The sequence below is a fragment of the Paenibacillus helianthi genome (genome assembly GCF_001909055.1).
Taxonomy (GTDB): Bacteria; Bacillota; Bacilli; order Paenibacillales; family Paenibacillaceae; genus Paenibacillus_AQ; species Paenibacillus_AQ helianthi.
In genome coordinates this window covers 1-13,193 of sequence record NZ_LVWI01000069.1, presented here as the reverse complement: position 1 = coordinate 13,193, position 13,193 = coordinate 1, and the positions used below count along the sequence as shown (strand labels likewise).

The window sequence follows — 13,193 nt, the reverse complement described above, 5'->3', positions numbered from 1 at the left end:
CATGGCGAAAATTCAGGAAAACGGTAAAGTGAGCCGGAAAATAAACAAAACTATTATCTATGTGGTCTGCATCGCTTTGGCGGTGCTCAGCATCCTGCCTTTCTGGATCATGTTCGTAAACGCCACACGCTCTACACCAGAAATCCAAAGCGGACTCTCTCTGCTTCCTTCAACCCACATGATGAGCAACCTGCGGGTGCTGCTCGACAAGAGCTTCGATCCGCTTCAAGGTTTCATGAATTCATTCATTATCGCTAGTTCTGCAACACTCTGTACTGTCTATTTCTCGTCCTTGGCGGCTTATGGACTTGTGACCTATAGCTGGAAGCTTCGGGGGCCATTCTTTACCTTCATCATGTGCGTGATGATGATTCCTTCCCAGGCAAGTGCGATCGGATTCTATCAGTTCATGTATAAACTGCATTGGACGAACAATTTCCTTCCGCTGATTCTGCCTGCGATTGCTGCGCCGGCGGTAGTGTTCTTCATGCGCCAATACCTGCTCGCCACGCTGTCGATAGAGATCGTAGAGGCAGCACGGGTAGACGGATCTGGTGAGTTCCGCACGTTCAACCGGATTATCATGCCGCTCATGATGCCGGCAGTGGCGACGCAGGCGATCTTTGCCTTTGTGGCCAACTGGAACAACCTGTTCATGCCGCTGATTTTGCTAACTCAGAAAGAGAAATATACGATGCCGATCATGGTAAGCTTGCTTCGCGGTGATATCTACAAGACGGAGTTCGGCTCGATCTATATGGGGCTGGCCTTGACGGCCTTGCCGCTGTTTGTGGTGTATTTCCTGTTGTCGCGGTATATTATCGCAGGTGTAGCGCTTGGAGGCGTAAAAGAATAATTATGCCGTCAGGCTTGTTTCAATGACGGACGTAAACATTTCAATGAGGGGGAGAATTCTGCTATGGCAGCACAAAATGAACCGCTAGTTACCCATCTCTATACAGCCGATCCTTCCGCTCATGTATTTGAGGGCAAGCTGTATATTTACCCATCCCATGATATCGACCACGGTGGTCCTACGAACGATAATGGCGACCAGTATGCGATGGAAGATTATCATATATTATCGTTGGAAAGTCCGGCGTCCCCGTGTGTGGATCATGGAGAGGCGCTTCATCTCCGGGATGTCCCCTGGGCTTCCAAACAAATGTGGGCACCCGACGCCGCGTACCGGAAAGGGACCTATTACTTGTTTTTCCCGGCCCGGGACAAGGATGGCATTTTTCGCATTGGCGTAGCAACGGCAGTCTCGCCGGCTGGTCCTTTTCAGGCTCAGGCAAGCTATATCGAAGGGAGCTTCAGTATCGATCCCGCCGTGTTTGTTGACGAGGACGAAAGAGCTTATATGTATTTTGGCGGCTTATGGGGCGGACAATTAGAAAAGTGGCAAACCGGTGTGTACCAGACGGATGCAGCTGAGAAAGAAGCAGGGGAACCGGCTTACGGCCCACGGGTAGCGGAGCTGAGTGAAGACTTGCTGTCCTTCGAATCGGCTCCGAGGGAAATTACGATTACCGATGAAGAAGGGAACGTCATCCTTGCGGGTGATGAAAACAGGAGATATTTCGAAGGCCCATGGATGCATAAGTATAAGGGGAAATATTATCTGTCATATTCCACAGGCACGACCCATAAAATCGTCTATGCCGTTAGCGACAAGCCTTGTGGACCTTTTGTGTTTCAAGGAACCATTCTGGAACCCGTCGTGGGCTGGACGACCCACCATTCCATCGTGGAATTTAACGGAAAATGGTATTTGTTCTACCATGACGCATCCTTGTCCGGCGGCGTGGACCACAAACGCTGTGTCAAATTTACGGAGCTTCATTATGAAGAAGACGGCAGAATCCGGCCGGTCCTTCTCTAATCGCATGCCCCGCCTCAACTGCCTCTGTTCTACAGAGATAAGGATGTCTTGAAGCTAACGCTTTAAGGCATCCTTATTTGCGTTTCTATAATGGTTTCCTTCATTCACTACCTGCAGGCAGCATAATCGTAAAGGTTGAACCCTGTCCCGGCTCGCTATTTACCACAATGGTGCCTCCGCTTAAGCTGATGATGCGGCTGACCAGAGGCAGGCCCAGTCCGTTGCCTTCGGAGGAACGGGCAGGGTCGCCTTGGTAGAATTTTTCAAAAATATGCTTGCGGACCTGAGGAGTCATTCCTATTCCTGTATCAGATATGACCACCGAAATCCAAGGGTCTCCGGGCCGGAGAGAGACGGAGATTTCCCCCCCTTCCGGCGTGAATTTGATCGCATTGCCAAGTAGATTCAGCCATACCTGCATGATCAGCTCTTCATTCCCGTAATATTGCAGCTCGTCTAGATCAATGTTGAGGTTCAGCTGCTTGGGAGCCCAGGCCGACTCCAGCAATAACAGAGCCTGACGGAGCTGCTCATCCAGGCGGTATTCCGTTTGTTCTGTGAGCAGTTCCTGGTTTTCAAGCTTGGAGATCTTGAGAATATTGCCGGACAGGGTGGACAATTGCCGGGCGCTGTCTATAATCATGCCGGTGTATTCATCATGCTCTTCTTTGCTGAGATTATCTTCCTGCAAGAGTGTGGCGTACCCCTCGATAGCGGCAATGGGCGTCTTGAATTCGTGAGACACATTGACAACAAAATCATTGCGGAGGGTCTCGATGCTGCGCAGCTCCTGAACCATAAGATTGAAGTGGTGGGCGACGTCGCTGATCTCACCCACCCGGTGCGATTCATTCAAATGAATATCGAAGTTGCCTGTGGAGACCTCCTTGGCTGCCTTGATCAGATCCGCAATAGGAGATAATATTTTTCGGCCCACGGTCACAGTGATGGTTGTCCCGATGACGAGACTGAACAAAACGATGGTCAGAATAGGCGGAAAAGGATTTCTGTGCTGTATAGTCTCATTGCCAAGGCGAATGTATAGATAGGCCAAGATCGCCATGAGTAAAAGGAAGGACAAAATAATCACAAATACGAGCGACACAAAATGCCACCAAAGGCCTCCTCTTTTTTTGCGCCTCATCCCAGCTTCACCGCCTTATAGCCCAATCCTCTTACGGTGACAATTTCAAAGTCAGAGCTTTCCCTGAAACGCTCGCGCAAGCGGTTAATATGAACCACCACTGTATGCTCGTCGGATTCTGTATCCATGCCCCAAATTTCATCCATCAGCTGCTGTTTGGTAAAGATTTTGTTCGGATAGGAGATTAATTTATAGAGTAAATAAAATTCTTTCTGCGGAAGAAGGGTGCTCTCCTGGCCCTGAATGACGGTTAATGCATCATAATTGAGCACAGTTCCTCCCCATTCGATCCGGCGTTCGCTGATAATTCTGGCCCGTCGAAGCAATGCGCCAACCCGCAGAATCATTTCATTTACATTGATGGGCTTGACCATATAATCGTCGATTCCAACGAGAAATCCCTGCTGTTTGTCAGCGAAGTTCTCCCGTGCCGTCACCATGAGAACCGGAAGATTGTTGTTATTGTCCCGGAGTGTCCGCGTCAGCTCGTATCCATCCATAAGCGGCATCATAATATCGCAGATGATCAAATCGATATATTCCTTATCCAGTAACGTGAGTGCATCCTCGCCGTTCACTGCCGGGATGGCGTTGTATCCATTTTTGGTCAGGACTGTACAGAAGAGCTGCCGCAATTTGCTGTCATCCTCAACCACAAGAATATTAAACATGGGGTTTCCTCCTGGAATGCTTCATTGGTTTAAGTATATAGATGGCTTAAGTATAACTCATCAAGATCAAGTGAATCTCAACTGGTGAAGTTTAGGTTTAGTTTACATTAGGCGCTTATACTGGGGCCAGCAAGACAAGAAGAGAGAGAGAGTAACGATCAATGATCACACGGGAACGGAAAGGGAGAAGAATACGATGCTGCAATTAAAAAACATCACCAAGAGCTATAAGACCGGGGAATTCACACAGGTTGCACTGGATAAGGTGAATCTGAATTTCAGGGAAAGTGAATTCGTTGCGATTCTGGGCCAGAGCGGGTCGGGGAAGACAACACTGCTGAATATCGTCGGCGGACTGGATCAATATGACAGCGGAGAGCTGATTATTAACGGCCAATCCACGGAACACTTCAAAGACGGAGATTGGGATGCGTACCGCAATAACAGTGTGGGCTTTATTTTCCAAAGCTATAATCTGATTTCGCATCTGAGTATTACGGATAATGTGGAAATGGGCATGACGCTCAGCGGGGTAGCCTCTGCTGAGAAGCACCGTAAGGCGCTTGAAGTGCTGGAGAAGGTTGGACTCAAGGAGCATGTCCATAAAAAACCAAACCAGCTGTCGGGCGGACAAATGCAGCGGGTCGCAATTGCCCGTGCCCTGGCCAACAATCCGGACATTATTCTCGCGGATGAGCCGACAGGTGCTCTGGATACAGAAACCAGTGAGCAAATCATGGAGCTGATTAAGACCATTGCGGAAGATAAGCTGGTCATCATGGTTACCCATAATCCGGAGTTGGCCGAGAGCTATGCAGACCGCGTGATCCGCTTCTCGGACGGCCATGCGGTATCGGACAGCAATCCGCTGGCCAATCAAAAGATCTCAAGCTCCTACAAGCTGAAAGAGACCAGTATGGGTTTTTTCACCGCCTTGAAATTATCCGGGAAAAATATCGCAACCAAGAAATGGCGGACGGGCCTGACGGCTTTTGCCTCAAGTATCGGGATCATTGGTATCGCCTTGATTCTGTCCTTGTCGAATGGATTCGATAAGCAGATCAGCTCCTATGAAACCGGGGCGCTCTCCAACTTCCCGATCTCGATCAATCAGACGGCAATGAATGTAGAGCTGGGGCCGCCAAGAAACGGAGCATCAGAACTTCCCTCGTACCCTGCAGAGAAAAAGCTGTATCCCTATGACCCCAGCAAAAATTCCACACAGCATACCAATGTGCTGACCAAGGAATATATAGATTATCTTAAGAAAATCGATCCTAAGCTGATTGATGGAATTTCCTATACCCGCACCGTGAATATGAATATACTGGTATCGGACGGACAAAAGGCGACTACGCTGGATAAAAACAATATTAGCTTAACTGCATATCCCAGCAAACAGGGAAGTAAGACGGGGAGCTATCTGGAGCAATATTATGATGTGCTGGAGGGGAAATACCCTTCCGGGAAGACGGATGTCGTACTCATTGTGGACGAGTACAACCGCCTGACCGATGCTGCGGTAGATGCCCTGGGGCTCGATTATAAAGTGGACAGCATCAATCTGGGAGAGCTCATTGGAACTCAGCTGAAGCTTGTGATGAACAATGACTATTACCGCAAAAACGGTGAGCAGTTTGTCGTAAACGGAACAACGTCGAATTTAACAGAGCTCTATAACAGCCCTAAAGCAGTGACTCTGAACATCGTTGGGGTGCTGCGCGGCAAGGAAGGCTCCAGCGTATCTACAATGTCTCCAGGCATTGCCTATTCGGATGAGCTTGCCGCTTCATTTATAGCAGATGCACAGAAATCCGAGATCGTATTGGCACAGGAAAAGGCAGACGTCAATGTGCTGACCGGTCAAGCATTGTCAGATGGTGTCGCGGGTAGTGGTTCAGCCGGAGCAGCAGGTACAAACCGGCTGATGATGGGTCCTGGTGGAGGTGCAGCGAGAGGGAATGCTTCCTTGACTAAAGAGGATGTGCTTGCGTCCCTAGGGGCAACAGATATCCCTAGCTCGGTATCTTTGTACCCGATTGATTTCAATGCCAAGGAATCGGTCACTGCTTATCTGGATAAATGGAATGAAGGCCGTGAATCCAAGGATCAGGTGAAATATACCGATTTGGCGGCAATGGTTACCAACATCTCCGGCGGTATTATGGACGGGATTACCATGGTGCTGATTGCTTTTGCCGCGATTTCCCTGGTAGTGTCATTAATTATGATCGGGATTATCACATATATTTCTGTAATGGAGCGGACGAAGGAGATAGGAGTCCTACGAGCACTGGGCGCCCGCAAGAAAGATATTACACGGGTATTCAATGCCGAAACGTTTATAATCGGGGCTTGCTCCGGGATTCTGGGGATTGGCATTACCTACCTGCTGACCATTCCGGTTAATGCAGTACTCTATAATCTGACTGATCTGTCAAACGTAGCCCAGCTCAACCCGTTGCATGCATTAATTCTGGGTGTGATCAGTGTAGGGCTTACGATGATCGGCGGCTTCATTCCGGCCAAGATGGCCGCGAAGAAAGATCCGGTTGCAGCGCTGCGCAGTGAGTAACGGCTTAGCAGTTCGGTTATAAGATTGGCCGGAAGAGCCGCATTTCCCATACAGAAAAAGAGCCGATCCTTCGTTGGATCGGCTTTTCCTGTATCATTATGACATCTATACATGAGCTGGTAAGGAGGATATCGGAGAAGAAATCATGGACGGGTAAGCAGATTGAGCTCCTTCGCCTGGATAATGGCTTTGGTGCGCCGGTTGACCTTTAGTTTGGCGAAAATATTTTTAACATGCACTTTTACCGTCCCAATTGCGATGACCAGTTGATCGGCTATCTCTTTGTTTGACAGTCCTGCCGCCAATAAGGAGAGCACCTCAAGCTCACGTTCCGTAAGAGGTTCCTCCATTATAGCGGACAACGAGGCTTCTTCTGCTTCCGGGTCTTTATTGGACTGTCCGGCCGTATTTTGCAGCATGCAGAATAAAATTCCATTAGATGCCATGGCCTGAAGAACAGTCAGACGATCATACGCGAACACACCGCTTGCCAGCTTGTTTTCCAGGTAGAGGACACCCAGCATATTCCCGTGAACGGTTACCGGTATGCAGAGTGCGGACCCGGGCCGATGCTTCGCAATATACGGGTTATGGATCAGCCAGCTCTCTTCACCACCGACATAATGGACATGCTCTTGTGTACGGAAGACATACCGGATGATGCCCTCCGGCAATAGAAGGCTGTCATTCAGCTCAGAAGGAGAGAGGGAAGTCTGCGCTTCTGAATCGGCATACGCCTGAATATTCAGTCCATCCTTATTGTCCATCAGCAAAGCACCCTTGCTGGCACCCGCATATTTCATAATAGTATTCATGATTTCCGCAAGCACCGTATCACTGTCCATCTGATTCGTTATCATTTGAGTGGTTTTGAGAATCGCTGCAAGATCCAAGCCGTCCAGGGCATGGGTCTCATGATGAGCACCGGCAGCCTCTCCAGATAACTCTACATCACTCCGGTCCGCCGGAATAGGGATGATCTCAAACGATTCATCAGCATGTTCCCCGCGTTGCCAGCAGAGTAGCAGATCCTCTAATTGCTTTATTTTTATTTGCACTCCCCATTGTGTATACGCCTCAAGCGCTAATTGCAAATAGAAGAGGGCTGTTTTCCCTTTATCCATATTATGGTAGTATCTCGCTGCGAGTTCGCCGGCAAGGCTTATCACCTGAACATCGCCTTGTTCTCTTGCTTCACGGATGGTTTTATCATACAGTTCCTCAGCCAGAATGCCCTTACCAGAGGCACGCGCATGTTCAGCCTGCAGAAGGTAATGCCTGGACCGGTAATTGGCCGGACTCCATGCGGCCCATTTTTTGAAGCGGAGGAGATTGCTATTGAATCGTTTCTTCAAATGTGCCCGTTTCCCAGGCTGTACAGAATCCGCCAATAGGGCAAGCGATTCATACATCAGGCATTCCGGCAAATGCGGAAGATGTGTGGCATAGGCTTCATAGGGCTTTGCTTGACTGGCCCAGCGGATAGCTTCCTCATAATTACCCAGCAAATAGCTGAGTTGAGTCTTGTAGGTGCTGTACTGAAATAAGGTGGTAGCCGAGGTCTCCTCCATATGAATCCGGCCCAGGAACTCTTCTTCTTCAAAGCCTGTGCTGCTGAATGAATCCGGAGAAAGGGTTCTTCCCTGTAGTGCAAGAATAAATTGCTGATACAGATAAAAGTTCTGCTTCACAAACTCGTCGTTGGTTGTATCCAGAAATACCATATATTCAGTTATCGTTCTGGAGAATTCACTTAACGGTGCTCTTGTGTAGAGTGAATTAATGTGCGCACCCATGGCATAGCTGGCAAACACGTAATCCCCGGATTCCATCCCGAAACGAAGCGCTTTTGCCAAGTAAGCATCTCCTTCACGGGCATTTCCGGCAAATTGACAGAGTACACCGCCGAACATGGTATAAGATTTGCTTTTAACTGAAGTAATATTGTAACGCTCGGAAAGCTCAATTCCGACCTTGCCAATGGCATAGCCCTTATCAAATTTCCCCCGTGCATACCCCAAAAGCATGCTGTAAGCAGAATAGACAGCTGCGGAAACAGGAGTGTTTCCATACTTAATAGATAGCTGAATGGCTCTGCACATGAGCAGAAAAAAGACCTCTTTGTTCGTGAAGAAGGTGGAGGGAGTAATCGCCAGAATGAGATGCATCACAGCAATCCGGTCTTTGTCGGACATTTCTTCCAAATGCGCGAGCCGATCATACCGGTTATGCAGCAGCACATCGATCCGCAGCGCTTCAAAGAACAGTTCGAATTTGCCCGGATTGGGCGAAATGTTAACATGATGCTCCCGCAGACTTTCTAGACCGAGCGCAGTGCCTTCCAGATATTTACCCTGATTGATGTATTGCATAATCCGGATCATTTGCACTCTGCTCCGCTCAGCTGCATTGCGCGCACGGAGAAGCAAGAAGTCAATTATGCGGTCAGACTCCACAGCATTACCGCATAAATATTCACATTCTGCTTGTTCAGCATGCAGCTCGAAACAGAGCTCGAAGGTGTTGCTCCAAGCTTCCGCTGGCAGTAGTTCAACCCCTTTTCTGAAATAACCCAGCGCAACGTCATAGGCGGAAGTAGCCTTGGCACGGTTTCCCGCATCCAGATTTAATTGTATGAGCTGAAGGATCTCGGCTTCTCCGGTCATTCTGCCAGAACCTCTATTCAGATGGTTGACCACATCAAACAAGTTCTCTTCGTACCCCGAAGCCTCCCTGTTCAAAGCTCTGCCTATTGAGCTATGGATCGCTTGTTTCGTATCATCATCAATCTGACTATAAATGAGCTTATGTATATTATCATGGGCAAAACGGAAGGTACCCGCTTCATCTGCCACTATCATCCCTTCGGCTTCAATCTGGGGCCATTTGGACATGACATCTCCGATCTCCCGATTCGCGACGCAAGCTATCAGATCCGGATGGAAGGTGCTTCCCACACAAGCCGAAATTTGAAGCAGCTCCTGCGCAGTGACGGGAAGACGCCGCAGCCTGTGTTCCATCAAGTCATTGATCGCATAGCTGGGTTCCTGCCCAATGACCGATCCCAAATCCCATTGCCAGCACCGGTTCTCATGGTTATACACCAGAATGCTGTCATCTTGCAGGCGCAGCAATATTTGCTTGAAGTGAAAGGGGTTGCCGTTCGATTTATGATATAGCAGTTCTGTAAAGGATAGCGCAGTATCCGCTTGGGTATTCAAGGTTTCTATCGTAATATCGTTCATTTGTTCAAGGCTCAGCGGGGACAGATGAATATGCCGGATAGCTGCCTGATCGGTAACGCTCCCGCCATGTTCGTAGCCTGGCAGACTGCTAAGTTCTATATCGTTATGGCGATAAGCGCAGACAAACATCAAATATTGGCATTCCGGATCGCACAACAGTGCGTGAATTAACTGCAGCGACGAAGAATCCGCCCATTGCAAATCATCGATAAACAGGACGAGGGGATGTTCTTTAGAAGCCAGCGCTTGAACAAATTTGCGGAAAACATAGATAAACCGTTTCTTCGATTCATTAGCCGGAAGCTCTTCCACAGAGGGCAGGGTGCCAAGTATCAGCTCGGCTTCAGGAATAATGGCAGTGATCACGTTGGCGCTTGCCCCGAGTGCTTCCTGCAGCTTTTGTCTCCACAGCTCGGACTGTTCCTTGCGTTCACCCAGCAAATGCCGCATCAACCCGCGAAAGGCTTGAATAATCGGATGATAAGGGCTTTCTTTAGAGATTTGCTCAAACTTTCCGGTGACATAAAAAAAATTACGGGCATGCTGCTGTTTGCGGAAAACCTCGTCCATAAGGCTTGTTTTGCCGATTCCGGCTTCACCGGACACGTACACCATTTCGGTTGATCCGAAGCAAGCAGAATAAAAAGCCTGGGTCAGCATGGAGATCTCATATTCTCTGCCGTGAAACCCCGGTTCCATAAAAAAGGTGTCGTGGGAACGTCCGACTTTGTCCAGGTCTGCCAATAAAAAACCGGCGTTTTGATAGCGGTTATCCGGATTTTTGTCGAGCAATCTCATGACTACAGCTTCCAAGCCTTCAAGTAAATAGGTCTGTTCCTGGGTCAGCGGAGGGGGGGCTTGGGCCAGGTGCATATACACCCATTCCAGCGGATTGTCGGCAAGAAAAGGCAGATGTCCGGCCAATAATTCGTAGAAAATAATGCCTATAGAGTACAGATCACTTCGCTCATCCACTGTCCGCAGCATTCGTCCTGTATTCTCAGGTGAACAATAGGCGAGGCCTGCATCTGATTTACCATAACCCGCTGGACGCAAATAACCATGGTCTGAACGATGGAGGGCATAACCTGAATCTATTAAATAGGCTTCTTGTCCATTAGAACGAATACCGATCCGCTCCGGCCGCAAATCGAGATGGAGGATCTGCAACTGATGAAGCTGCAGAACACAAGCTACGATGGACCTGGCAAGGGTGAGAAACGCCTCCCGGTTCATGCGGGTCTGTCCGTTCATCCATTCCCTGAGTGTTGAGTTTCTGATAACAATGTCAGATTGCTGATTTACTTTCATTTTTGGACACCTCTAATCTTGGGCGTAGTAGCGAATACAATCTATTGTAATAGAAGATATGCCTTTTTAGGTATAGAAAATTTTAAGGAATGACTCTAATCTGGGAGTATGTTGAATGGGCTGAATTTAGAAGCAGGAGAGGTCTAGGTGATTAAAATGGAGAATGCACTGATTGCGTTTGTTAGTATTGTTCTTCTTGGAATTGTGATCTTTGCGAAGATTTGGTGGGACGGATCCGGGATCAGTTTTAAATTTACAAAATGGTATTTTGGTATTTTTTTTATTGCGGCACTGATTGTTGGAGGAGGTACTTTTTTCGTCAGTTAATTCATTATATCGGTAAGCTCCTTCAGATTCCGTAGGTGAAATTCACAAATACATAATTGTTTTTCGAGTCATCGGAAATACAAGAAAGAGAGGATATTTTTATGAAAGGGATAAGACGATACAAACGCTGGATCGCCATGACTCTGATATTCATGCTTGCTATAGGATCGTTGTCTCATGGGGAGGTGTCTGCTGCTGATCCGGAGGTGCTCGATCAAAAACAGGAAAACAAAACCGGGAACGTATGGGTCAGTTATGATTATCCAAGATTTCAGACTTTTACTCCGGAGATTACCGGGAGTCTCAGCAGGATTGAACTGAATATTTTCGATACCGTTGCTCCAGGAGCCCTGAAGGTGAAAATTTATAAGGATGGCGATCTTTCGACATTGCTCGCTGAAGCGCAACTGGCTTCCTTCAGCGCAGGCTGGACGTCGGTTAATTTCTCAGGAGCATCACCTTATTTGCAGAAGGGTACGATGTATCGAATGGTTGCTTCCACGGAATTCGGAGGCTCGGCTGGCTTCGGATGGTATGGCAGCACCGGCAACCCGTATTCAAGAGGATACTCTTCGGCTAACAATTATGACTTCTCTTTTAGAACGTACATGATTGCGGATGATTCGACATCCCCCGCATTAAGTGAGATCTCCACTGCTGAATCAAGTATTGTAGCGGACGGCATGAGTCAGACGGCAGTGACGGTGAAGCTGAAGGATGCACAGGGCAATGGGCTGACGACCGGAGGGGCGACTGTGGTAATTACGTCGACCTCGGGATCGGTGAGCGCCGTCACGGACAACCATAACGGAACTTATACGGCGATGCTGACGGCACCGGTAGCGGTGGGGACCGCAACGGTCAGTGCTACTGTTGGTGGAACTGCGCTGGGCGGAACGGCAACGGTACAGTTCGTACCCGGAGCACCATCCAGTGCGAACAGCACCATAGCCGTGGGGAATAGCTCGCTGACGGCGGACGGAACAAGTCAGACGACAGTGACAGTGAAGCTGAAGGATGCGCAGGGTAATGCGCTGACGACCGGAGGGGCGATGGTAGCAATTACATCGACTTCGGGTAATGTGAGCGCCGTCACGGACAACCATAACGGGACTTATACGGCGATGCTGACGGCACCGGTAACGGTTGGGACTGCAACAGTAAGTGCCAGTGTCGGCGGCAGTGCGTTGCCGGGAACAGCAACGGTACAGTTCGTGCCCGGAGCACCATCCAGTGCGAACAGCACCATAGCCGTGGGGAATAGCTCGCTGATGGCGGACGGCACGAGTCAGACGGCAGTGATGGTGAAGCTGAAGGATGCACAGGGTAATGGACTGACGGCAGGAGGGGCGACGGTGGTAATTACGTCGACCTCAGGTACGGTGAGCAGTGTTACGGACAACCATAACGGGACTTACACGGCGATGCTGACGGCACCGGCAGTGGTGGGGACTGCAACGGTCAGTGCTACTGTTGGTGGAACTGCGCTGGGCGGAACGGCAACGGTACAGTTCGTGCCCGGAGCGTCGTCCAGTGCGAACAGCACCATAGCCGTGGGGAATAGCTCGCTGACGGCGGACGGCACGAGTCAGACAGTAGTGACGGTGAAGCTGAAGGATGCACAGGGCAATGGGTTGTCGGCCGGAGGGGAGACGGTGGTAATTACGTCGACCTCGGGTACGGTGAGCGCCGTAACGGACAACCATAACGGGACTTACACGGCGATGCTGACGGCACCGGTAGTGGTGGGGACCGCAACGGTCAGTGCCACTGTTGGTGGAACTGCGCTGGGCGGAACGGCAACGATACAGTTCGTACCCGGAGCACCGTCCAGTGCGAACAGCACCATAGCCGTGGGCGATAGCTCGCTGACGGCGGACGGCACGAGTCAGACGGCCGTGACGGTGAAGCTGAAGGATGCACAGGGTAATGCGTTGACGACCGGAGGGGCGACGGTGGTAATTACGTCGACCTCGGGATCGGTGAGCACCGTCGCCGACAACCATAACGGAACTTATACGGCGACGCTTACGGC

General features: G+C 49.6%; 8 protein-coding genes. 5 read left to right on the top strand and 3 right to left on the bottom strand.

What is annotated here, in order from left to right; all coding sequences use genetic code 11:
• Nucleotide 1 precedes the first annotated feature (1 nt).
• Complete coding sequence (locus A3844_RS24485) at nucleotides 2–856, top strand: carbohydrate ABC transporter permease (protein ID WP_074085062.1); 855 nt, start codon at nucleotides 2–4, stop codon at nucleotides 854–856.
• Nucleotides 857–919: 63 nt separating this feature from the next.
• Entirely contained in the window at nucleotides 920–1,885 is a 966-nt protein-coding gene (locus A3844_RS24480) for a glycoside hydrolase family 43 protein (RefSeq protein WP_074108740.1), read from the top strand.
• Nucleotides 1,886–1,985: 100 nt separating this feature from the next.
• Here A3844_RS24480 and A3844_RS24475 read toward each other — a convergent pair whose 3' ends face one another.
• Both A3844_RS24475 and A3844_RS24470 read right to left on the bottom strand, forming a co-directional pair.
• Nucleotides 1,986–3,029: a HAMP domain-containing sensor histidine kinase gene (locus A3844_RS24475; protein ID WP_074085060.1), complete on the bottom strand. Its 1,044-nt coding sequence runs from the start codon at nucleotides 3,027–3,029 to the stop codon at nucleotides 1,986–1,988.
• Nucleotides 3,026–3,700, bottom strand: a complete 675-nt coding sequence (locus A3844_RS24470) for a response regulator transcription factor (RefSeq protein WP_074085059.1) — start codon at nucleotides 3,698–3,700, stop codon at nucleotides 3,026–3,028. Before A3844_RS24470 ends, A3844_RS24475 begins: the two co-directional genes overlap by 4 nt.
• A 196-nt stretch (nucleotides 3,701–3,896) precedes the next feature.
• Here A3844_RS24470 and A3844_RS24465 point away from each other — a divergent pair, with 196 nt between their 5' ends.
• Nucleotides 3,897–6,275, top strand: coding sequence for an ABC transporter ATP-binding protein/permease (locus A3844_RS24465; RefSeq protein WP_074108739.1), 2,379 nt, complete (start codon nucleotides 3,897–3,899; stop codon nucleotides 6,273–6,275).
• Nucleotides 6,276–6,418: 143 nt separating this feature from the next.
• Here A3844_RS24465 and A3844_RS24460 read toward each other — a convergent pair whose 3' ends face one another.
• Complete coding sequence (locus A3844_RS24460) at nucleotides 6,419–10,831, bottom strand: helix-turn-helix transcriptional regulator (protein ID WP_074108738.1); 4,413 nt, start codon at nucleotides 10,829–10,831, stop codon at nucleotides 6,419–6,421.
• 147 nt (nucleotides 10,832–10,978) lie between these two features.
• On the opposite strand from A3844_RS24460, the gene A3844_RS24455 reads away from it, so the two are divergent.
• Both A3844_RS24455 and A3844_RS24450 read left to right on the top strand, forming a co-directional pair.
• The gene (locus A3844_RS24455; RefSeq protein ID WP_074085056.1) at nucleotides 10,979–11,158 is read left to right on the top strand and encodes a hypothetical protein; all 180 of its coding nucleotides are present in this window, start codon (nucleotides 10,979–10,981) and stop codon (nucleotides 11,156–11,158) included.
• Between the two features lie 101 nt (nucleotides 11,159–11,259).
• Nucleotides 11,260–13,193 (top strand): Ig-like domain-containing protein (locus tag A3844_RS24450; protein WP_244169845.1); only part of this gene is annotated, 1,934 nt, incomplete at its 3' end.